Below are 22053 nucleotides of genomic sequence, written 5' to 3' on the forward strand. Positions count from 1 at the left end.
GGTTTATCAGGGATTCGGGCTGTCCTGGGCTGCAGGCAAGCCGCAGACCGGGCAGAAATTATCACCATGACCGACTTCATGCCCGGCCGGGCAGTGGCGGGTCTTGAGCATGGAAGGCAGGTTCCAGCTCGAGAAGAAGATGCAAAATGCCATGCCGTAGAAGATCATCCAGTGGCCCGAGAACACGCGCAAGCCGTGCTGCTGCTCCGCCATGCCGCCCGCAATGCCGAGAAAAAAGTTGGCAAAAGCGTAAATGAAGACCGCATAGGCAGTGTTGCGCATCCAGGAGGGGCAGCCTGCGAGCACCTTCTTCCAGGAAAACTGCAGGCGATTGCCGTTGTTGATGCGCTGAGCAATCAGTGCCGCAGGCATCCAGACGGCAAAAATCCCGATGGTCATGGCGCTTGTGAATGTCTCCAGGATATCTTGAGGTAAGTGTGTTTCAAGTGCATCGATCTGCCCTGCAAATGCTGCCAAATGTGTGATTGCACTGAGTACAAAGCCCATTCCGGAAATCAGCATCAGTGGCGGCAGAAGAATTTGCATGGCGGCTTGAAAAGATAAAAAAGGAGCTGAAAGCTCTTGTTTACTGGTAGTTTCAGTAGTCAATCAGATGTTTTTTTATTGTGGCACAGCGATCAGTGCTCATCTTTTTGCTGTGGGGCCGCCAGACGAATGCTGTCCACAAGTCTGCCGAAGTAGCTTTCGCGCATGGACAGCGAGGCGGGCAATGGGGCAGATGGCAGGCTGTCGTAGCCATCTTCATCAATGCAGAACTCGAAAAACAGGTAGTCGACTTCGGGCAGCTTGAGCTGATGGCGGCAGGCATGGCGGCCTGTGCCCCGTTTTTTCTCGGCAATGGTCTGCATGCTGGTATTGCTTCCCAGGACCGCCGTATAGGCCATGGGCAGGGTGGCTGCCAGGTTGAGCCAGAGCATGAAAGCCATGAAAGCGGTGCATAGCAAGGCCATCAGCCAGCGCTTGATGGGGCCGTAGCTGAGCCAGGGGCCTGCCGGTTGCCAAAGTCCCAGCCTATGGAGTCGCAGCAGCCAGATGCCGGCGGCTGCCGTAAGTGCCAGCGCCAGATACAGCGCGATCAGCTGCCAATGCGCATCGGGTATGAAGCTGCGCCAGAAAATGGGGGCGAGTGCGCCCACCATCACCGCCATGAAAGCGACGATCAGCCATTTCTGTGGATTGGATGTTTCAGGTTTCCAGAGCCAGTTCATGCTTGTTGCATCGGTTGGGGTGCTGCCGGTAGTTTGATCTGAGCCAGGTTCAAAGAGTTTTTCGCATACGCGCGTTGCTCAGGGCAATGCCACGTACGACGGGGATTTGCTGGCGCTGTAGCTCAAAGCCGAAATGAGCGAAGAAAGCCTGGGCATTGAGACTGACATCGGCGGTCAGCTCAGACAGGCCGTTTTGCCGTGCTGCTTGTTCGATATGTGCAAGCAGCAATCGGCCCACGCCCTGGCGCGCATATTGCGGGGCTACAAAAAAGTGGTCGATATAGCCATTGGCCTGCAGATCGGCATAACCCATGGGTGAGTCATTGGTGCAGATAGCGACAAAAGGCTTGAGTGCCTGGATGCGCTGGCGCCACTCCATCCAGTCGGGATGTTGTGGCGCCCAGGCGTCAAGCTGCACCTGGCTGTAGTGATTCACTGCCAGCTGATGAACAGCATCGTGAAACACCTGCCATAGCGCGACTTCATCTCCGGGGCGATAGCTGCGTACATGCATGGGTTGGCAGATTGATTGAGTTTGGCAAAAATGGTTTGCAGCAGATGTATGACACCGGTGCCGCGCGCAAGGGCGGCTGTGGAAGCACTTCTTTATCTGCATGCAACCCGCTGTTTTGATGGATTTTCTGTCATCAACTAAAGGTGAACTGTGGTCTAAAGTCTGTGAAATGCTCAGGTTTTTATAGCGGAAAAAATAACGTCAACCTCTAGAATGATCCGCCCATGCCCTTGATATACCTCATCCTCCTACCTTTTGCAGGCAGCCTTTTGGCTGCTTTATTGCCTGCGAATGCGCGCAATACTGAATCAACACTCGCGGGTGTCATTGCGCTGATATGCGCAATTCAGGTAGGGATGCTGTTCCCGGAAATGGCCGATGGAGCGGTGCTCAGGCAGGAGATTTCCTGGCTGCCGGCGCTGGGGCTGAATCTGGTGATCCGCATGGACGGGTTCGCCTGGCTGTTCTCCATGCTGGTCTTCGGCATTGGTGCGCTGGTGGTGCTTTACGCGCGCTACTACATGTCGCCCACTGATCCTGTACCGCGCTTTTTCTCGTTTTTTCTGGCCTTCATGGGGGCCATGGCGGGGGTGGTGCTCTCGGGAAACATCATTCAGCTGGTATTTTTCTGGGAACTGACCAGTCTTTTTTCGTTCCTGCTGATCGGCTACTGGTATCACCGCAAGGATGCGCGCCGGGGCGCACGCATGGCTTTGACGGTCACGGGAACGGGCGGGCTGGCCATGCTGGTGGGCATGCTGGTGCTGGGTCATATCGTGGGCAGCTATGACCTCGACAATGTTCTGGCTGCAGGGCAGCAGATTCGCGATAGTCACCTCTATCTGTTGGCATTGGTGCTGATTTTGCTTGGTGCGCTAACGAAGAGTGCTCAATTTCCATTTCAGTTCTGGCTGCCAAACGCCATGGCGGCTCCCACGCCCGTGTCGGCCTATCTGCACTCGGCCACCATGGTCAAGGCCGGTGTGTTTCTGCTGGCACGGCTGTGGCCGGTGCTGGCAGACACCGATGCATGGTTCTGGTTGGTCGGTGGAGCCGGTGCCATGACGCTGCTGATTGGCGGCTATTGCGCGATGTTCCAGCATGATCTCAAGGGTTTGCTCGCGTATTCGACGATTTCACACCTGGGTCTTATTACCTTGCTGCTGGGCCTGAACAGCAAGCTGGCCGCCGTGGCGGCGGTGTTTCACATCATGAACCATGCGACCTTCAAGGCTTCGCTGTTCATGGCTGCTGGCATCGTGGACCATGAAAGCGGCACGCGTGACATCAGGCGTCTCTCGGGCCTGCGCTTCATGATGCCGATCACGGCCACGCTGGCCTGTGTGGCCAGTGCCGCCATGGCCGGCGTGCCCTTGCTCAACGGCTTCATCTCCAAGGAAATGTTCTTTGCCGAGACCGTCTATCTGGATGCAGCACCCTGGGTCAAGACTGTGCTGCCCGTGGTTGCGACCGTGGCGGGCATGTTCAGCGTGGCCTATTCGCTGCGCTTTACGTTCGATGTCTTTTTTGGGCCCCAGGCAAACGATCTCCCTCACGAGCCGCACGAGCCGCCGCACTGGATGCGTGTACCGGTGGAGCTGCTCGTGCTGGCTTGCCTGATCGTCGGCATCTTCCCGGCCTGGGCAGTGGGCGGTTTTCTGGCTGTCGCTGCAACTCCAGTCGTAGGCGGTGACTTGCCGCAGTACAGCCTGGCCATCTGGCATGGCTGGAATATGCCGCTGATCATGAGCCTGGTGGCGCTGGCTGGCGGTATCTTGCTCTACACCATGCTGCGCTGGCAGCGCACGGTCGGACACTTTGATACGACGCCCGTGCTGGGCCGTGTCAGCGGTCGCAGGATTTTTGAGAGTCTGCTGGCTCGCATCACCTGGCTGGGCCGGGCGGGGCGCCGCAATCTGTCCACGCGCCGCCTGCAGTGGCAGATGCTGTGGCTGGTCTGCGTTGCTCTGGTGGCAGCAGCATTGCCAATGTGGCTATGGGGCATGAAGCTGGGCAATCGCGGCACTTTGCCCGTGTCTTCGGCTTTTGTCCTGCTCTGGGCGATTGGCTGCCTGTGTGCGCTGGGCACGGCCTGGAAAGCCAAGTACCACCGGATGACTGCATTGATCATGCTCGGCGGCACGGGCCTGTGCACGGTGCTGACCTTCCTCTGGTTCTCGGCTCCCGATCTGGCTCTGACTCAACTGGTGGTGGAAGTCGCCACCACGGTGCTGATCCTGCTGGGGCTGCGCTGGCTGCCCAAGCGGGACAAGAATATGCGCACGGCCGATAACGCCGATGCCAGGGCGAAGGCACGCCGCCTGCGCGATCTGGTGCTGTCGCTGATTGCTGGTGGCGGTATGGCCTGGCTGGCGTTTGCCATGATGAGCCGGCCTTTCTATGAAAGCACCTCCACCTTTTTCCTCGAAAACGCGCTGGGCGGCGGTGGCGGCACCAATGTGGTCAATGTGATGCTGGTGGACTTCCGCGGCTTTGACACCTTTGGCGAAATCGTGGTGCTGGGCATTGTGGCCATCGTCATCTATGCGCTGCTGCGCCGCTTCCGTCCGGCACGCGAGGCCATGGACATCCCGGAGCAGCAGCGTTATGTGCCTGGCGATTTGCAGACCGACCTGCTCAACCCGCGCAATGCCAGCGATACAGCCGTGGGCTACCTGATGGTGCCAGCCGTGCTGGTGCGATTGCTGCTGCCGTTTGCGACGCTGGTGGCTGCCTATATCTTTGTGCGCGGCCATAACCAGCCTGGCGGCGGGTTTGTGGCCGGGCTGGTGTTTTCGGTCGCCTTGCTGATGCAATACATCATCTCGGGCACGCATTGGGTGGAGGCGCATCTGCCGCTGTATCCACGTCGCTGGATTGCCGCAGGTCTGCTTTTTGCGCTGGGCACAGGCCTGGGCTCGGTGGCCGTTGGCTACCCCTTCCTGACCAGCCACAGCTTTGACTTTTCGCTGCCGTTGGTGGGACATGTGCATCTCGCCAGCGCCACCTTCTTCGATATCGGGGTGTTTGCGCTGGTGGTGGGCTCCACCATGCTGATCCTGACGGCGATAGCCCACCAATCGGTGCGCGGACACCGCTTCCATGCACGCTTGCTGGAAGAGCAGGAACAAGAGGCCAAAAAGGCCGAGGCCGAGGTGCAGGCAGCCACAGCTGCAGCACTGGCAAGGGGAGGTATGTAATGGAAATCGTTTTGGCCATTGCCATCGGTGTGCTCACCGGCTCGGGCGTCTGGTTGTTGCTGCGCCCGCGTAGCTACCAGGTCATCATGGGGCTGGCGCTGCTGTCCTATGCCGTCAATCTGTTCATCTTCTCCATGGGGCGCCAGGGCCTGTCGATCAACAAGGTGCCGGTGCTGCAAAACGGTGTGCCGACCGATTTGTCGCACTATGCAGACCCCATGCCTCAGGCCCTGGTGCTGACTGCCATCGTCATCGGCTTTGCCATGACGGCGCTGTTCCTGGTCGTGCTGCTGGCATCGCGCGGCGCTTCTGGAAACGACCATGTGGATGGCGTGCACTCGCGTACCGAACAGGAAATGCTATGACCGGGTGGACCGAGCGTTTGATGCCGCACCTGATGCTGGCTCCCATCATGCTGCCCATGCTGACGGCAGCGCTGATGCTGTTTTTGCGTGAAGAGCGTCAGCGCCTGAAGCTGGGCATGAACATCCTGTCCACCACGATCAGTCTGGTGATCGTGGTCATGCTGCTGGGCTGGACCAACCAGGCGGGCTCTGCCGTCACCATGTCGGTCTATATGCCCGGCAACTGGCCGGCGCCCTTTGGCATCGCGCTGGCGCTGGACAGGCTGACTGCTCTGATGCTGCTGGTCACCTATGTGGTGGCACTGGCGGCGCTGGTGTTTTCCGCTGCGCGCTGGCACAAGGCCGGGGTGCATTTCCACCCCTTGTTCCAGCTGCAGCTGATGGGGCTCAGCGGTGCCTTCATCACGGCCGATCTGTTCAATCTGTTCGTGTTCTTCGAGATCATGCTGGCAGCCTCTTACGGTTTGCTGCTGCATGGTTCCGGCAGCACGCGCATTCAGGCCGGCCTTCACTATATCGCCATCAATCTGGCAGCGTCTTCGCTGTTCCTGATCGGCGTCTCCATGCTCTACGGCATTACCGGAACGCTCAATATGGCCGATCTGGCCCGCGCCATTCCGCAGGTGCAGGACGCTGACCGCGGCCTGCTGCATGCGGCAGCGGGTGTGCTGGGAACGGCATTTTTGATCAAGGCGGCGCTGTGGCCGCTGAATTTCTGGCTGGTTCCTGGCTACAGTGCGGCGACTGCGCCGGTGGGAGCCTTGTTTGCGCTCATGACCAAGGTGGGTGTCTATGTCATCTTGCGCCTGTGGACCTTGCTGTTCAGCTCGGAAGCCGGGGCATCGGCCCTGTTTGGCAGTACCTGGCTGATCGTGGGCGGCATGCTGACCATGGCCTTTGGTGCGATAGGCATGCTGGGCTCGCAACGGTTGACCCATCTGGCGGGCTTCGCCGCCATTCTTTCGTCCGGTACCCTGCTGGCCGCGACGGGTTTTGGCCAGAATCTGCTGACAGCCGGCCTGCTGTATTACCTGCCGGGCTCCACGCTGGCAGTTGCGGCCCTATTCCTGATCGCCGATGTGGTGGACCGCTGGCGCGTGGATGATGACGCGGGCGAGCCCTATGAGGACGATGAAGCGCCATTCCTCAATGCAGAGCTGTTGCCCACCGAAGGCTTCAATCTCGACGATGATGAAGAGCTCATGATCGGTCGGGCCTTCCCGGCAGCGGCGGCTTTTCTGGGTCTGAGCTTCATGGCCTGCACCTTGCTGATCTCGGGCCTGCCGCCTCTGGCCGGCTTTCTCGGCAAATTCGCCATGCTGACCAGCCTGCTCAATCCGCTGGGCATGGGGACATCCAGTGGTGTGAAGGCCGGTCCGCTGGGCTGGAGCATGGTGGCCCTGCTCATCATCACCGGTCTGATGGCGTTGGTGGCACTCACGCGCGCCGGTATCCGACATTTCTGGGCCAATCCGGAGCAGAGCGCGCCATCACTCAAGGTGGCGGAAGGCCTGCCCATCGTTGCACTGCTGCTGTGCTGTGTGGTGTTGACGGTCAAGGCTGATGATGTGATGCGCTATACCCAGCGAGCGGCCAATGCCCTGCATTCGCCCGATGTCTATGTGCGTACCGTCCTGGGTCTTGCTCCGGTACCTGCGCCCAAGGAGAAGAAGGCTCAGGAGGCTGCGGGTCCCGAGGCGGCGGCACGTGCTGCCGCGCTGGAAATGCAGGCGGAGCCCGTCCCCGGTATCGGCGATGAAAGCGAAGCTGCGCAGGATGCCGCTACCCAGACCGCCGCCTCGGCTCAGAAAGAGGAGGGCCGCCCATGAAGAACATCATGAAATCCATCTTCCCGGCACCGCTGCTGTCGGTAGCTCTGCTGGTGCTGTGGCTGCTGCTCAACCGCTCGGTCAGTGCCGGCCAGATCTTGCTGGGCCTGATCCTGGGCCTGCTGATTCCCGTGCTGCTGCGCGGCCTGCGCCCCTTGCCGGTGCGGGTCAGCCATCCGCTGAGCATTCTTAAGCTGGCATTCCGTGTGGTCTGCGACACCTCGGTCTCCAACTTCAATGTGGTGCGTTTTCTGCTGCTGCCGCGCATGCGCAAGCACCCGGCGGCCTTTGTCCATATTCCGCTCGAGCTGCGCGATCCCAACGGGCTGGCAGTACTGGCCATGATCGTCTGCCTGACGCCCGGCACTTCCTGGGCCGAAATTTCGCGTGACCGCTCCATGCTGCTGCTGCATGCGCTGGAGGTGGAGGATGCCAAGCAGATGGCCGACTTTGTGAAGTCCCGCTACGAGAGCCTGCTGATGGAGATTTTTGAATGAACCCCTGGTTTTATTGGGTGCTGATGGCATCTCTGGTCATGCTGCTGGCGGCCATGGGTTGCTCGGTGCTGCGCCTGCTCAAGGGGCCGCATGCGCAGGATCGCGTGCTGGCGCTGGACTGCATGTATCTCAACGGCATGCTGGCCATGCTGGTCATGGGCATTCTGTATGACAGCACCAACTATTTCGAGGCAGCCTTGCTGGTGGCTCTGTTCGGCTGCGTCGGCTCCACGGCCATGGCCAAGTTCCTGTTGCGCGGCGAGGTGATCGAATGAGTACCGAGGTCATTGGCGTGGATCTGCCGCTGTGGGCCCAGATTCTGGTGGCGGCCCTGGTCTTCGGTGGTTCGCTGATTGCTCTCATGGGCTCCGTGGGCTTGCTGCGGCTCAAAAGCTATTTCGAGCGCGTGCACGCGCCCTCCATCATCGCCACCATGGGCTGCTGGCTCATCATGCATGCCACCTGGATCTACTTTTCCGTCAGCGGCCAGGGCTTTGTCATGCACTCGGTGCTGATTGCCATCTTCATTGCCGTGACCGTGCCCATCACCACCATCTTCCTCATGCGCGCTGCGCTGTTTCGCTCGCGGCGGGCAGGAGAGAGCGTACCGCCCACGCTCAGCAACCTGGTGCGCAACGAACCCCTGGACGAGGAAGAGGCCGCCGAGGCCGATGAAAAGCCTGCGGCGCATAAAGCCTGAAATCCTGCCGCCCAAGCCTTTCAGGGCCGCAGTCTTGCGCTAGATTGGCAGCCATGCTCAATATTGTTGCCATCTGCATCGGTGCCTGCCTGGGCGCCCTGTCGCGCTGGGGGCTGGGACTGTGGCTGAGTGCCGGAGCCAGCATGCCCTGGGGCACTCTTGCCGCCAATCTGATCGGCGGCTATCTGATCGGCGTCTTCATCGCGCTGTTTCAGGCCATGCCCCAGCTGGATCCGGTCTGGAAACTGGCCATCATCACCGGCTTTCTCGGTGCTTTGACTACGTTTTCCAGCTACTCGGCCGAGGTCATCGGCCTGCTGCAGCAGCAGCGCCTGGCCGCAGCCCTGGGCTGGGCCTGTGTGCATCTGGTCGGCTCTCTGTTCATGACCTACATGGGTATGCTCAGCTGGAGCATCGGGTTCAGCCGTTAAGCTGGCAGACCATTTGCCACTATTGCGGCAAACTGCTTCAGCGTTTAGAGGCGAAATACTCTCCAGAGCTATAGCTTTGTGAGCGTATAGTGCAAGCATCATCTGCACTACAGGTGCATTTGAGCTTGAAGTACTTGACGGATGGGCGGTCAGCGCTACGAAATCTTTAGGGATGGCTGTAGTCCGTGCTGCTCAGCATTCTAAGAACCGAGGGTCCATGCAAATTTCTTCACCCCTGTCCGATACCGATCTGGCCAATGCCTGGGCCGAGCTGCACAACCAGGCCCATAACGGCAAAGAGCTGGAACCTCAATCCAACCGCCTTGCATTCGCCGATCCGGAGTTCATGTTCCGCCGCGAAACCCGTGGCATCCGCATGCAGCTGGAAATGCTCAAGCCAGATCTGACCCAGATCGAGCGCGGCATCGAGCACACTGTGGTTGTCTACGGCAGCGCACGCTTTGTGGATATGGAGCAGGCGCGCGAGCAGCTTGCGCAAGCCAAGGCCAGCGGCGATACCCAGCGCATGGCGCTGGCCGAACGCGGCATGCGCAATGCCGAGCGCTATGAGGCGGCACGCGCCTTTGCGCGCATCGTGGCGACCGAAGGCATGAAGCAGGCGCCCAGCGAGCGCTTCTACATCTGCACGGGCGGTGGCCCCGGCATCATGGAGGCGGCCAACCGCGGCGCGCATGATGCGGGTGCTCCCAATGTGGGGCTGAACATCTATCTGCCGCATGAACAGCATGGCAACCCCTACATCACGCCGGGGCTGAGTTTCAAGTTCCACTACTTTGCACTGCGCAAAATGCATTTCATGATGCGCGCCAAGGCGCTGGTGGCCTTTCCTGGCGGCTTCGGCACCATGGACGAGCTGTTTGAAGTGCTGACGCTGGTGCAGACCCACAAGAGCAAGCCCGTGCCCGTGATCCTGTTCGGCACGGAGTTCTGGAAGCGGGTGCTGAACTTCGACGTGCTGGTGGAAGAGGGCACCATTTCCGCCAAGGATCTGAACCTGTTCCGCTACACTGACGATCCGGCCGAGGCCTGGTCTTTCATCCAGCAGTTCTACCAGACTGGCTGGAGCAACGGATAAGCAGTCACGCCTGATCACCAAACGGCCAGAAACCGCCAGAAGATTTTCCTCTGGCGGTTTTTTGTTGCCCATCAATGCATGAAGATAGCTCTTGATGAGCCAGCGCTTGGGCCATGTTTGGCTTAAATGCCATGCAGCGATTGCTCGGCCAGTTGCTGGGCACGCGCGATCGAAATGCCTTCATGCTGATCGACGACCAGCGCATCGCTTTCCTCATCGCAGCGGTGCAGCACCACGCGCGGGCGTGTGCCGTCGGCCTGGATATGCACATCGGCCGGGCGTGATTTTTGCGTGGGGTAGACGGCAATCAGATTGGACAGCCAGCCAAAGAAAATCGGGTCTTCGGGAGGTTTGTCGAAGGAGTCCAGATAGCGCTGAAAACTGGCTTCGCTGGCCGACACCCAGATGCCCCAGAGAAAGGGCTCGTCCAGGCCATGGATCGGCACTTCCAGAAGGGCGCGCACATAGTATTGCGTGCCTTCGGGGTGGGCGATGACGCAGAGCTCGTCGCTCAGCTCGGCCCATTCCTCGCGTTCTTGCTCGCTCAGGCGTCGGTAGGGTGCAGGGGCATCGAAAGCAAAGCTTGGCGATCCTTCGTGAATCTGATCGCATTTGCTGCATTGGTAGGCAAAGATGGCGGCCATGGTGTAAGAGTTCAGCGTTTGCGAAAGACCAGCGTGCGGTTATTGGCCGGCATGGCCTGATCGAGTTCAAGCTGCAGGCCGTGCTGACCGGCCAGGGCCACGATGGCTTCAAAATCGCGCAGGCCGCTGCGCGCATCACGCTGGCGCAGCCAGGCGTCGAAGGCGCGGTTGCTGTCGCTGGTGAAGTGGCCGCCGTAGTTGAACGGGCCATAGATGGCAAACACGCCTCCTTCGAGCAAGTGCGAGCCCACCAGATCAAACATGCGCTGCACCAGCGGCCAGGCCACGATATGGCAGGTGTTGCTGGTAAAGACGGCATCAAAGCCTGATGGATCCGTGGTTGCGGGCCAGGCATCGGCTGCCAGGTCGAACTCTAGCGGAGCACGCAGATTGGGTGCTCCATGGGCGGCGTGCCAGGCCTGGATGCCTGCATGACTGTCGGCCAGGTCGCTGGTCTGCCAGACCAGCTGCGGCAGGCGCGGTGCGAAGTACACGCTGTGCTGCCCGGTGCCGGAGCCTATTTCCAGCACATGCCGGCTGTGCTGAAAAGCGGACTTCAGCACTTCGAGAATAGCGGCCTGATTGTTTTCGCAGGCCTGGGAAAAAGGCAGTTGCAGGGCTGTCGATGGAAGGTTTGGGGTCATAAGGGTCTTGGCGGGCAGACACGGGAAATCGTGCAGGCATCTTCTCCCGAAATGCCAAGTCCGAGCACTGCGACAGCCTTCACGGTTTTAAGCGCAGCCTGATCTCGGGTCGTACGTTCAGGCTGCCGATTTTCCAGCTGTACGCGCCCAGGCCCAGCGTGGGCGTGGAGCTGGCGTTTTGCGAGAGTACCTCGGCATTGCCGGGCAGGCTGACCTTCAGGCTGCCGTTCATGGTGATGCCCAGTTGCGCGAAGTCTCTCTTTTCCTTGTCCTTGAGCGGTTTGGCGGCAATCGTCATCACGCCGTTTCTGTCGGTCTGCACGGTGAACATGTCCAGCAGTTGCAGGCCTTCACCGGGCTTTCGCTGGCCGGCAATTTCCAGCGCATAGCGAGCATTGCCTTTGTAGACGGCTTTCCTGACCTCGGGTTCGCGGCTCAGTTGCTGCGCTTGCGCCGCCAGCTCCTGGTGATCTTTCTCGCTCAGCACACCTTGTTTTCTAAGCTTCATCACGGCCAGGGCATTCACCACCGTGCCGTCAAAGCGGTAGCTGTAGCTGCCATCGGCCTGCACTTCCACGCTGGCGGAGAAGCGCTCAGGTACCAGGCAGGCGGTCAGCAAGGCGACGAGGGCGGTGGTCGTCAACAGCGCAAAAATCTTGTGCATGAGGACTCCTTTTGAGTGGCATTGCAGTGGCCCAGGGTGCAGAGGTCTGAGTCATCGTAGAGCAAACAGGGCATGCGCCAATAGGGGCTGCCATCAAGATTGCGTGGAGTTTTGCCGGAAGATTATTCAAAAAGAGTAGCCGCAAGCGATTTCTACATAAGGGATATAGAACCTTTGACTTTGATTTCGGCGGGCCGGAAGCGATCGTTCACTTGGATTTTGATTCGGCTTTGAGCTGGCTGATGGCTTCCTGATAGCCCTGTAGATACTTGGTGCGCGTCTGCTCGGCCAGGCTAGGCCACTGCGCGGCTGGCAGGCTCAGCGATTCCATCGTCAGCCTGGCGGCCAGTTGCGGGTCCCGGGAGGCCTGCACCGCCTGCATCCCGTGCAGATTGATCCAGTGCGGGTCGTAGGCGTGGGGTGTGCGGCGATCCCAGTCCACAACCTTGGCGATCAACTCCTGAGCCTTGTCCAGATCCTGAAACAGATGGCGGTTGATGGGGGCTCCATAGCTCTGATTCATCACATCGACCGCTTGTCTGGCAGTGACGTCGGCGCAGCGATTGGCGTCGAAGCGGGCACGCAGCTGGCCGGCGTAGAACCAGAAGGCAGCCTCGTCCCGCAGACCTGCCTTGAACAGTGTTTGCGACAGCACATAGAACACGGGCGGTTGAAAGCGCTCGGGCGCGGCGCGTATGCGCTCGAGCACGGCTTGCTGCTGCTGAGGCGTACCCTGCGACAGCAAGCGAAGCGCCTCCTGCCCCAGTCTGGTGTCGATCTGCGCATAGACCCCCTGGGGGACCAATACCTGAGTCGCAGGGGAGGGCAGCGGTTTGGGCGCAGCCGATGGCTGCTGAGTCTGTGCGGAAGCAAAGCCCGAGAGCGCCACCAGCGCACCGGTCACCATCTTTGCTGCGACATGGCTCATGCTGAACTCCTTGTGCTTGCGATGCAAATCATTCTGGACGGCGTCAGACAAATACCCACTCTGTCGCATATCTTAATTAGCATGCTTGGTATCTGTGTCTCGTATTTACCAAGAAGCCCTGATTTCGACGAAGACTAGGCATCGCGTTGCCGTGAACCCCGAAAGCTTTGCTTGCTGATGGCGGCTGTGTACCCCATGTCGGCTTGGCCAGCACATCGGCTTTGTCATCGGTGCTGCGCCGATGGCCGAGTGTGGATGCCGCCTCGCCGCCGAGCCGACAGACTTTCAAAACCGGCAGGCTCAGTCCCGGGCGTTGAAGGCCCTGTGATAACTCACCTCGCCTTGCGGCGGCAGGCCTTCGAAAGTCAGGGCCTGAAAGTACTCGGCAGGCACTCCTGGCAGCACCAGGCCCGGCACCGTCCGGAAACCAAAGCGCCGGTAGTAGTCCGGATCGCCAAGCAGCACGCATCCCCGCGCAGACTGCGCTTGCAGAGCGCCGATGGCTGCCTGCATGAGTGCACTGCCGATACCCTGTCGCTGTCTTTGGGGAATGACGGAGATGGGGCCCAGGCCAAACCAGTGCAGGCTGCCGTCACTGATGGTGACGGGAGAGATGGCGACATGCCCGACGATTTGCTCGTCAATCTCTGCGACCAGGGACAGGGCAAGCGCCCCGGCTGCGCGCAACTCACGCACGATGAATTGCTCGGTGTGATCGGTATGCGGTGCGTCCTTGAAGGCCTGGATCGTCACTTGCTCGATGGCCTTGGCATCGGTGGGGAGTTCTGCTCGGATATGCATGCGTTGGATTGGGGTTTCGAAAAATCTCGGGAAAAGGCCAATTCGGCCCATCAGCCTATTTCAACTGCTTTCTTTAAGCTTCGGGACGAAAAAACCGCCCGAAGGCGGTTCTTTATGGCGGGGCCTGCTGGGTGATTACACACCGGCCACTTCAATGCCCTTGAATTCCCCGGTCGCGATCTTTTCCTTCCAGATGGCGGGGCCGGTGATGTGGGCGCTGGTGCCGCCGGCATCCACGGCCACGGTGACAGGCATGTCGACCACGTCGAATTCATAGATGGCTTCCATGCCCAGGTCTTCGAAGCCAACGACCTTGGCTTGCTTGATGGCCTTGGAGACCAGGTAGGCGGCGCCGCCCACGGCCATCAGATAGGCACTCTTGTGCTTCTTGATGGCCTCGATGGCGACGGGGCCGCGCTCGGACTTGCCGATCATCGAGATCAGACCGGTCTGCGACAGCATCATGTCGGTGAACTTGTCCATGCGGGTGGCCGTGGTGGGGCCTGCAGGGCCGACCACTTCGTCGCGCACGGGGTCCACGGGGCCTACGTAGTAGATCACGCGGTTGGTGAAGTCCACAGGCAGTTTCTCGCCCTTGGCCAGCATGTCCTGGATGCGCTTGTGGGCAGCGTCGCGGCCGGTCAGCATCTTGCCGTTGAGCAGCAGTGTGTCGCCGGGTTTCCAGCTGGCCACTTCTTCCTTGGTCAGATTGTTCAAATCGACCTTCTTGGACTTGTTGTAGTCGGGGTGCCAGTCGATCTTGGGCCAGGTGTCCAGCGAGGGGGCATCCAGGTGCACGGGGCCTGATCCATCCATCACGAAGTGGGCGTGGCGCGTGGCGGCGCAGTTGGGAATCATGGCCACGGGCTTGGAGGCCGCGTGCGTGGGGTACATGTTGATCTTGACGTCCAGCACAGTGGTCAGGCCGCCCAGGCCTTGGGCACCGATGCCCAGGGCGTTGATCTTTTCGAACAGTTCCAGGCGCAGCTTTTCCACGTCGTCGAGCTCTGCACCGCTGGCAGCTTTTTGCTGCAGCTCGTACATGTTGAGGTCTTCCATCAGGCTTTCCTTGGCCAGCAGGACGGCCTTTTCAGCCGTGCCGCCGATGCCAATGCCCAGCATGCCGGGCGGGCACCAGCCTGCGCCCATGGTGGGGACGGTCTTCAGAACCCAGTCCACGATGTTGTCGCTGGGGTTCATCATGATCATCTTGGACTTGTTCTCGGAGCCGCCGCCCTTGGCGGCCACGGTTACGTCCACCTTGTCGCCGGGCACGATCTGCACATTGATCACGGCGGGGGTGTTGTCCTTGGTGTTCTTGCGCTTGAACTGGGGGTCGGCCACGACGGAGGCGCGCAGCGTGTTGTCGGGGTGGTTGTAGCCACGGCGTACGCCTTCATTGATGGCGTCTTCCAGCCCCATGGTGAAGCCTTCCCACTTGACGTCCATGCCCACTTTCAGGAACACGTTGACGATGCCGGTGTCCTGGCAGATGGGGCGCTGGCCGGTGGCCGCCATCTTGGAGTTGGTCAGGATCTGCGCCATCGCATCCTTGGCCGCAGGGCTTTGCTCGCGTTCATAGGCGCGGGCCAGATGCTGGATGAAATCCGGCGTGTGGTAGTAACTGATGTACTGGAGGGCACCTGCGATCGAATCGATCAGGTCCTGCTGGCGGATGGAGGTGGTCATCGTGAAGCTTCTCGGGGGTTGCAATCTGTACGCGTGGGGCGCGCACGGTAAACCCATCAATTATCGGTCCAGACGACAATTTTTGCAGCCATAACCCACCAGTCTTATATATGACTGGTGGGTGCTGTGCGGCGTTCAGCCGGTCAGTGCGCCGAGGATGGAGGCCGAGAAATCGGCCTGACCACCTCGGCGATCGCCTCTTGCCCAGGCCAGCAGGCTGTCCGCCGACATGGGGCGCGCGTAGAAGTAGCCCTGAAGCTCATCGCATTGCATGTCGATCAGGATGTCCCGCTGACCCGCAGTTTCCACCCCCTCGGCCACCACGCGCAGGCCCAGGGCATGGGCCAGGCGCACGACGGCATGGACCACGGCGCGGGCATCTTCCTCGGTTTCCAGGTCGCGGATGAAGCTGCGGTCGATCTTCAGCTGCTGCGCGGGCAACTGACGCAGGTAGTTGAGGCTGGAGTAGCCGGTGCCAAAGTCGTCGATAGAGAGAAAGATGCCGATGTCGCGCAATTCCTCGATTGCGCGCTGCGTGGCCTGGGTGTCTTCCATGGCCACGGATTCGGTGATCTCGCAGAGCAGTTGGCTGGCCTGTACGTCGTGGCGCAGCAGCGTCTGGGTGATGCGATCTGCCAGGCCGCTTTCGCGCAGCTGGTGCACGGAAAGATTGATCGCCACCCGCATCTGCAGTCCCATATCGCGCCACAGGGCCAGCTGGCGGCAGGCTTCTTCGATCACCCAGTTGCCCAGGCTGTTGATGATGCCGAAGCGCTCGGCCAGGGGAATGAAGATGTCCGGGGCAATCATGCCGCGTTCGGGGTGAGCCCAGCGCAGCAGCGCCTCGACCCCGATGATGTTGCCGCGCTCGCTATCGATCTTGGGCTGGTAATGCAGCTCCATCTGACCGCGCTGAATGGCATGGCGCAGGTCGTTTTGCAGCTCCAGCTGCTCGGAGGCATCGCTGCCCATATGCGGCTCGAACACTGCAAAACCGTTGCCGCCATTGCGTTTGGCTGCGTACATGGCGGCGTCGGCATTGGCGATCAGGTGGTCGCGGTCACCATGGTCGGGAAAGGCCACGATGCCGATGGAGCAGGTGATCTGCAGCTCCTTGTTGCCTAGGCGAAAGGGCTGACTAAGCGCCTTGAGAATGCGATTGGCCACCGCCATGCAGGCGGCCACGTCCTGGGTGTCCTCCAGCAGCACCAGGAACTCATCCCCGCCCACGCGGGCCACGGTATCGCTGCTGCGGGCTTCCGCCATGAGGCGCTCGGCCGCGCTGATGAGGATCTGATCGCCTGCGGCGTGGCCAAAGGAGTCATTGATGGGCTTGAATCCGTCCAGATCTACAAACAAGATTCCCAGCCGCTCCTTGATTCGTGAGCGGTTGGCGCGCTCCAGGCGCAGCAGGGCATGGATGAGGCGGTCTTCGAACAGCAGCCGGTTGGGCAGATTGGTCAGCGGATCGGCAAAGGCGCGCTGGCGCAGCTCGGTATTGGCTAGTTGCAGCTTGGCATTGGTTTCCTGCAGCGATTGATTGAGCTTGAAGGCTGTGCTTTGCAGGCGCGCATCGAGCAAGGTGCTGAACATCGCCGCAATCAGCAGCATGACCGTGGTGATGATGATGATGGTGGTGAGCTCGGGGCCGTTCAGGGCTTCCGCGCTCAGGCAGACCGAGCCGCTGGCAAAGCTGGCCGCCGACATCCCGGTGTAATGCATGCCGCAGATGGCAAAGCCCATGACCAGTGCCGCCAATGTCTGGAACAGCCACAGCCGCTTGCCGGAGAGCGAAAAAAGTGCACGAAACAGAGTCAGCGCCGTGGCCGAGGCCAGTACAGCGATCAGAGCGGAGGCCGCCACCAGCGGCCAGTCCCAGGCAATCGGGATGGACATCTCGATGGCTAGCATGCCCAGATAGTGCATGGCGCAGATGCCGCCGCCCATGAGCAGCGAGGCGCCCAGAAAATGAGGCCAGCGGTATTCGGCCCTGGTTGCCATTCCAAAGGCCAATGCCGATGCCGCGACTGCCGCGACCCAGGATGCCAGCGTCAGAGCACCGCTGTAGCCCAGGGTGATGGGCAGCTCAAACGCCTGCATGCCGATGAAGTGCATGGCCCAGACCCCCGTGCCCATCACCATGGCGCCGATGGCCCACCAGATGCGTCCGATTCTGCCCGAGGCCATGCGCATGCGACGGGCCAGACCCAGCGTCACAAAAGAGGCAAATACCGCGATGACGATGGAGACACACACCATCATCGTGCTGTAGCTTGATGTCATGACGGTGGTGGCGATGGGGGTGGAAAGGTCAGTGAACATTGATGTGGCGGGCCAGCAAGGCCGGTCGGATTCTTTGTCCGACATTGATTTAATGTAACTATGTATTTCTGGCCTTGCCGGCGCAGGGGTGTTGCCTCGATTGTGCTTGCCGCCTGCCGGGCTGAGCTAGCATGGACCGGTTGTGGAAGTGGCCTGCCTGGCGGTGGGTCGACTTCCGTTTGCGGCCAACGGCAGCCAGATTTCTTCAGCCAGCTGCGCCGAGTTGTATTGCAAGGAGCGATTCCATGACAGTCACCCGCCAGGAAAAAGACACTTTTGGCCTGATCGATGTACCCGCCAACAAGCTCTGGGGCGCGCAGACGCAGCGCTCGCTGCAGAATTTTGACATCAGCGGCGAGCAGCAACCGCGTGAAATCATTGCTGCGCTGGCGCAGGTCAAAAAGGCCTCCGCCAGCGTCAACCAGGCGCTGGGTCTGCTGGACGAGAAAAAATCCAGAGCCATCAATGCGGCCGCCGATGAGGTGCTCGCGGGCAAGCACCCCGATGAGTTCCCCCTGGTGGTCTGGCAGACCGGCTCCGGCACCCAGACCAATATGAACGTCAACGAGGTGCTGGCCAACCGGGCCAGCGAGCTGATGGGCGGCGAGCGCGGTGAAGCCCGTCTGGTGCACCCGAATGACGATGTGAACAAAAGCCAGTCCAGCAACGATGTCTATCCCACGGCCATGCATGTGGCTGCGGTGACGGCCATCGAGCACAAGTTGCTGCCCGCCATCGCCAAGTTGCGTGTCACGCTGCTGGCCAAGAGCGAAGCCTTTGCCGATATCGTCAAGATCGGTCGCACGCATTTGCAGGATGCCACGCCGCTGACGCTAGGTCAGGAAATATCCGGCTGGGTGGCCCAGCTGGCCCATGGCGAAGCCCATGTGCGGGCCGCATTGCCGCATCTGTATGAGCTGGCACTGGGGGGGACGGCCGTGGGTACGGGGCTGAATGCCCCCAAAGGCTACGCCGAAGGCGTGGCGGCAGAACTGGCCAGACTGACGGGCTCCCCGTTTGTCACCTCGCCCAACAAGTTCGAGTCCCTGGCGAGCTGCGACGGCTTGGTTTATGCACATGGCGCTCTCAAGACGCTGGCTGCAAGCATGATGAAAATCGCCAACGACGTGCGCTGGCTGGCATCCGGGCCGCGCAGCGGCCTGGGCGAAATCTCGATCCCGGAGAACGAGCCAGGTTCGTCCATCATGCCGGGCAAGGTCAATCCCACGCAGTCCGAAGCCGTGACCATGCTTTGCGCCCAGGTGTTCGGCAACGATGTGGCCATCAATTTCGGCGGAGCCTCGGGCAACTTCGAGCTCAATGTGTTCCGCCCCATGGTGGCGCACAACTTCCTGCAAAGCGTGCGCCTGCTGGCCGACGGCATGGTCAGTTTCAACGATCACTGCGCCGTGGGCATAGAGCCAAACCGTGCGCGCATTGACGAACTGGTAGGCCGTTCGCTGATGCTGGTGACAGCGCTCAACACGCATATCGGTTACGACAAGGCAGCCTATATTGCCAAGAAGGCGCACAAGGAGGGTAGCAGCCTGCGTGACGCGGCCATTGCCAGCGGCCATGTGACGGCCGAGCAGTTCGATCGGTGGGTCGTGCCCGAGCAGATGGTCGGCAATCTGTAAGCCGGTTCCGTCCTGAAAAGAGCCCGCCTGCCGGGCTCTTTTCTTTTTGCCCGGCTGTTCAGGTGTGACCAGCAATCTGCACAAGCCTTTATGACTGCGCGCTGGATGCCTGTGGGCGCGGACTGGATTGCGGGCCTGTCTATCGCGGGGCTGCTGCTGCCCGAGGCCGTGGCCTATTCTGGCATTGCCGGTGCGCCGTCCCAGGCCGGGGTGATTGCGCTGTTTGCGGGCTTGCTGGTCTATGGGCTGCTCGGTACCAGCCGCTTTGCGATTGTGTCGTCGACCTCATTCTCAGCGGCTGTGCTGCTGCGGCTGGCCCGCGTCAAGGACAGTCTGCGCGAGCTGCTGCAGCACGTGCAGATGCCGGGCTCAACCCCGACTGCTATTCAGCCTGGAGCGTGGACGATGCCGTGCAGGCCTTGACCGCCGATTTTCACCAGGTGCCCGGCGGTGCCACGCAGCCTGCGTCTTCGATATAGACATGCTTGCCTTGCTCCAGCTCGTCGGCCAGCAGCGCCAGCCAGGCCGAGAAGCTGGGTGCAAGCACGCCCTTGGGGCCTGCCTCGTGATCAAACTCGATGATCTGGCCCGCATGGCCACCAGCCGCTGGCGCAAGGTCCAGCATGGCGCCATCGCCGCAGTTGTCGGTCAGGGGAATACGCAGTGCATCCCAGTACACGGGGCGCAGGGGGCCTTGCAGATAGTCAGGGTTGTAGTCCGGGCCAAGCCCCCAGCCTTCGCTCTTTTGCATGTCCGCATACATCTGCCAGACCTCCAGCATGCGCTGTGTGGACAGCAGCTCGCCAAAGTACAGCAGATAGGCCTCATTGGCCGCGCCGTTGTGCAGGGCCAGTGACTCACGCACATCGTCCGGCAGGCGCTGACCCAGGGCGGCTTCCAGCTCGGCAATTTCTGCCTCGCTGGCGCTATCGGCCAAGACCAGAGTGTCTTTGGGTGTGTTCTGGGCATACCAGGCGCTGATGCGTTGCCAGCTTTGGGCAATGGATGACATGGTGCTCCTTGAATCTGTTTGCTACTGAATATATAGCTGTTTACGATTTTCCATCAAGCACTAGAGGCCGGTTTCATCCTGAGCGCGCTGCGAAAGCCCAACTGACCCACGACGCAGGCAATCAGCAGCACGGCAAAGGCCGACAGAGCAGGGCTGCTGCCCAGGCTGGCTCCCAGCGTGCACAGACCGCCCACGGCCATCTGGGAAAAGCCGTAGACGCCGGCGGCCGATCCCGTCAAATCGCTGTGCACGCCCAGAGCCTTGGAGAGTGCGGCGGGGCTGGTCATGCCGGAACCCAAGGTAAACAGCAGCATCAATGTCACGACAGCGGGCACGTTGATCAGCTGCAGCAGCGTCAGGACTACCAGTGCTGCCGCGCAGCCCAGGCTCAGCATATTGCCGCCCAGTATCAGCCGCTCCAGTGGCCAGCGTTTGATGAGCTGGCGTGCCAGCGCATTGCCTGCAGCCATGCCGGCCATCAGCACCCCGAGGTAGATTCCAAGCTGCGCCTTGCTGGTGTGCAACTGCTCGATGAAGATGAACGGCGCTGCAGCAATAAAGGCGTACATGGATGTGGTGGCGCTACCGCCGCCTATGGCGAAGCCCAGAAACTGGGGTGAACCCAGCAAGGTTCGATAGTCATTGCGCACGGTGCGCCAGTTCAGCTTGCCGGTGGGGTGACCGGTCTCAGGAAGCAGGCGCCAGACTCCGATGGCCGTCAGCGCGCCCATGAGCGCCAGCACCGCAAAAATGATGCGCCAGCCGAACAGTGCATCCAGCCCTGAGCCTATGGAGGGGGCGATGCCCGGGCCAATCATCATCATGAGATTGAGCAAGGCCAGACTACCCACGGCGGTTTCCGGTGTCGCAGTGTCGCGGGCAATGGCGCGGCCCAGTGCCAGGCCGGCGCAGCCGCCCAGAGCCTGAATCAGGCGCGCGCCAATCAGCATATTCGCGCTGGGGGCCAGAAAGGCCGCAAGGCTGGCGACGGTGTAGAGACACAGCCCGACCAGCAACAGAGGGCGGCGGCCCAGTGCATCCGACATGGGGCCGTAGATCAGCTGGCCCAGTGCCAGGCCGAGGATGTAGACGGTGATGGTCTGCTGCATCTGTCCGCTGCTGGCGCCGAAGTGGCGAGCTGCATCGGGCAGAGCCGGGATGAACATATGCATGGCCATGGTGCCGGCGATGGTGACCATGACCAGCAGCCAGAGCGGCGCTTTGCGTACAGGGGTGACGGGACTTTGCATACAAGTGAAATCCGGAACTGGCCGTGAGGGTTCTGTTGCGCGTGGCGCTAGTTCAGCGTTCGGGCTGGGAGCCCTCGCTGGCGCTTGCTTCCAGCGCAGCCATCTTTTCCAGCATGGTTTCCAGTGCATCCAGTGCAGCATCCAGCAGATCGGGGGGCAGCTCCTGCATGACTTCGCTGCGGACATCCGCCACGATGGTCTTGACGGTCTCGACCTGCATTAGTCCGGCCGTCGTGAGCTGTATGCGCTTGACGCGCCGATCAGCATCGTCGATGCGTTCCACCCAGCCTTGGGCCTGAAGGCCGTCAATCAGGCGCACGATGGAAGAGCTGTCCAGCGCCAGCGCCAGAGCAAGGTCCTTTTGCCGCATGGCACCCGCACTGCGCTCCAGGTGGACCAGGGGCAGCCACAGCGCCTGCGTCAGACCCAGGGGTGCCAGGACCTTGTCCAGCGTGCGACGCCATTGCTTGTTGACCTGCGCCATGACAAACATGAGCTGGCGCTGACGACTGGACAGTGAGGTGGTGCTGGACATTCCGAATGCATTTAAATAGTTGGTATTCAAATTATTGCGAAAACAGTATTTATCTTGTTAACATGG

General features: G+C 60.7%; 23 protein-coding genes and 1 pseudogene. 10 read left to right on the forward strand and 14 right to left on the reverse strand.

Annotated elements, in window-relative coordinates:
- Positions 1-6 precede the first annotated feature (6 nt).
- From Cth01_RS19430 to Cth01_RS19440, 3 genes are read right to left on the reverse strand one after another with little or no spacing between them, the layout of a single operon-like run.
- A complete protein-coding gene (locus tag Cth01_RS19430) occupies positions 7-609 on the reverse strand; it encodes a hypothetical protein (protein WP_233425232.1) in 603 nt (200 codons plus the stop codon).
- Positions 610-638: 29 nt separating this feature from the next.
- Positions 639-1229: a hypothetical protein gene (locus tag Cth01_RS19435; RefSeq protein WP_045840130.1), complete on the reverse strand. Its 591-nt coding sequence runs from the start codon at positions 1227-1229 to the stop codon at positions 639-641.
- Positions 1230-1278: 49 nt separating this feature from the next.
- Entirely contained in the window at positions 1279-1743 is a 465-nt protein-coding gene (locus Cth01_RS19440; RefSeq protein WP_045840131.1) for a GNAT family N-acetyltransferase, read from the reverse strand.
- 224 nt (positions 1744-1967) lie between these two features.
- Between Cth01_RS19440 and Cth01_RS19445 the strand changes: the two genes are divergently transcribed.
- From Cth01_RS19445 to Cth01_RS19480, 8 genes are all read left to right on the forward strand, one after another.
- Complete coding sequence (locus tag Cth01_RS19445; RefSeq protein WP_045840132.1) at positions 1968-4943, forward strand: monovalent cation/H+ antiporter subunit A; 2976 nt, start codon at positions 1968-1970, stop codon at positions 4941-4943.
- Entirely contained in the window at positions 4943-5308 is a 366-nt protein-coding gene (locus Cth01_RS19450; RefSeq protein WP_003061035.1) for a Na+/H+ antiporter subunit C, read from the forward strand. The genes Cth01_RS19445 and Cth01_RS19450 overlap by 1 nt, the downstream gene beginning before the upstream one ends.
- The gene (locus Cth01_RS19455) at positions 5305-7137 is read left to right on the forward strand and encodes a monovalent cation/H+ antiporter subunit D (RefSeq protein ID WP_034407379.1); all 1833 of its coding nucleotides are present in this window, start codon (positions 5305-5307) and stop codon (positions 7135-7137) included. Before Cth01_RS19450 ends, Cth01_RS19455 begins: the two co-directional genes overlap by 4 nt.
- A complete protein-coding gene (locus Cth01_RS19460) occupies positions 7134-7634 on the forward strand; it encodes a Na+/H+ antiporter subunit E (RefSeq protein WP_034360432.1) in 501 nt (166 codons plus the stop codon). Before Cth01_RS19455 ends, Cth01_RS19460 begins: the two co-directional genes overlap by 4 nt.
- Positions 7631-7909 carry a K+/H+ antiporter subunit F gene (locus tag Cth01_RS19465; RefSeq protein WP_003057255.1) on the forward strand — a complete coding sequence of 93 codons (279 nt, stop codon included), beginning with the start codon at positions 7631-7633 and terminating at the stop codon, positions 7907-7909. Before Cth01_RS19460 ends, Cth01_RS19465 begins: the two co-directional genes overlap by 4 nt.
- Positions 7906-8334 carry a monovalent cation/H(+) antiporter subunit G gene (mnhG, locus tag Cth01_RS19470; RefSeq protein ID WP_045840133.1) on the forward strand — a complete coding sequence of 143 codons (429 nt, stop codon included), beginning with the start codon at positions 7906-7908 and terminating at the stop codon, positions 8332-8334. Before Cth01_RS19465 ends, mnhG begins: the two co-directional genes overlap by 4 nt.
- A 53-nt stretch (positions 8335-8387) precedes the next feature.
- Entirely contained in the window at positions 8388-8765 is a 378-nt protein-coding gene (crcB, locus tag Cth01_RS19475; protein WP_045840134.1) for a fluoride efflux transporter CrcB, read from the forward strand.
- 217 nt (positions 8766-8982) lie between these two features.
- Complete coding sequence (locus tag Cth01_RS19480) at positions 8983-9861, forward strand: LOG family protein (protein ID WP_034360441.1); 879 nt, start codon at positions 8983-8985, stop codon at positions 9859-9861.
- Positions 9862-9865: 4 nt separating this feature from the next.
- On the opposite strand, the gene Cth01_RS24460 is transcribed toward Cth01_RS19480, so the two are convergent.
- The 8 genes from Cth01_RS24460 to Cth01_RS19515 all read right to left on the reverse strand — a co-directional run bounded on the left by Cth01_RS24460 (position 9866) and on the right by Cth01_RS19515 (position 17553).
- On the reverse strand, positions 9866-9994 hold the full coding sequence (locus Cth01_RS24460; RefSeq protein WP_255777528.1) for a hypothetical protein: 129 nt from the start codon (positions 9992-9994) through the stop codon (positions 9866-9868).
- Positions 9984-10505: a DUF2199 domain-containing protein gene (locus Cth01_RS19485; RefSeq protein ID WP_034378532.1), complete on the reverse strand. Its 522-nt coding sequence runs from the start codon at positions 10503-10505 to the stop codon at positions 9984-9986. The genes Cth01_RS24460 and Cth01_RS19485 overlap by 11 nt, the downstream gene beginning before the upstream one ends.
- 11 nt (positions 10506-10516) lie before the next feature.
- On the reverse strand, positions 10517-11149 hold the full coding sequence (locus Cth01_RS19490) for a DUF938 domain-containing protein (protein ID WP_034360444.1): 633 nt from the start codon (positions 11147-11149) through the stop codon (positions 10517-10519).
- Positions 11150-11228: 79 nt separating this feature from the next.
- The gene (locus Cth01_RS19495; protein ID WP_034360448.1) at positions 11229-11813 is read right to left on the reverse strand and encodes a hypothetical protein; all 585 of its coding nucleotides are present in this window, start codon (positions 11811-11813) and stop codon (positions 11229-11231) included.
- A 208-nt stretch (positions 11814-12021) separates the two neighbouring features.
- Positions 12022-12741 (reverse strand): hypothetical protein, encoded by a 720-nt coding sequence (locus Cth01_RS19500; RefSeq protein WP_034360541.1) that lies wholly within the window; start codon positions 12739-12741, stop codon positions 12022-12024.
- Positions 12742-13041: 300 nt separating this feature from the next.
- Positions 13042-13542, reverse strand: a complete 501-nt coding sequence (locus tag Cth01_RS19505) for a GNAT family N-acetyltransferase (protein WP_045840135.1) — start codon at positions 13540-13542, stop codon at positions 13042-13044.
- Between the two features lie 135 nt (positions 13543-13677).
- Complete coding sequence (locus tag Cth01_RS19510; RefSeq protein WP_003061052.1) at positions 13678-15231, reverse strand: fumarate hydratase; 1554 nt, start codon at positions 15229-15231, stop codon at positions 13678-13680.
- A 135-nt stretch (positions 15232-15366) separates the two neighbouring features.
- Positions 15367-17553 carry a putative bifunctional diguanylate cyclase/phosphodiesterase gene (locus tag Cth01_RS19515; protein WP_233425233.1) on the reverse strand — a complete coding sequence of 729 codons (2187 nt, stop codon included), beginning with the start codon at positions 17551-17553 and terminating at the stop codon, positions 15367-15369.
- A gap of 245 nt (positions 17554-17798) precedes the next feature.
- Between Cth01_RS19515 and fumC the strand changes: the two genes are divergently transcribed.
- Both fumC and Cth01_RS19525 read left to right on the forward strand, forming a co-directional pair.
- Positions 17799-19190, forward strand: coding sequence for a class II fumarate hydratase (fumC, locus tag Cth01_RS19520; RefSeq protein ID WP_034360456.1), 1392 nt, complete (start codon positions 17799-17801; stop codon positions 19188-19190).
- A gap of 90 nt (positions 19191-19280) precedes the next feature.
- Positions 19281-19499, forward strand: a pseudogene (locus Cth01_RS19525) (SulP family inorganic anion transporter); the annotation flags it as partial.
- Between the two features lie 124 nt (positions 19500-19623).
- On the opposite strand, the gene Cth01_RS19530 reads toward Cth01_RS19525, so the two are convergent.
- The 3 genes from Cth01_RS19530 to Cth01_RS19540 are packed head-to-tail and all read right to left on the reverse strand — an operon-like array spanning position 19624 to position 21987.
- On the reverse strand, positions 19624-20202 hold the full coding sequence (locus Cth01_RS19530; RefSeq protein WP_045840137.1) for an SMI1/KNR4 family protein: 579 nt from the start codon (positions 20200-20202) through the stop codon (positions 19624-19626).
- Positions 20203-20255: 53 nt separating this feature from the next.
- The gene (locus Cth01_RS19535) at positions 20256-21452 is read right to left on the reverse strand and encodes a multidrug effflux MFS transporter (RefSeq protein WP_034360465.1); all 1197 of its coding nucleotides are present in this window, start codon (positions 21450-21452) and stop codon (positions 20256-20258) included.
- A gap of 52 nt (positions 21453-21504) precedes the next feature.
- Positions 21505-21987: a MarR family winged helix-turn-helix transcriptional regulator gene (locus Cth01_RS19540; RefSeq protein ID WP_034378540.1), complete on the reverse strand. Its 483-nt coding sequence runs from the start codon at positions 21985-21987 to the stop codon at positions 21505-21507.
- Positions 21988-22053: the final 66 nt, after the last annotated feature.

The sequence above is a fragment of the Comamonas thiooxydans genome (assembly GCF_000964545.1).
GTDB classification, from domain to species: Bacteria; Pseudomonadota; Gammaproteobacteria; order Burkholderiales; family Burkholderiaceae_C; genus Comamonas; species Comamonas thiooxydans.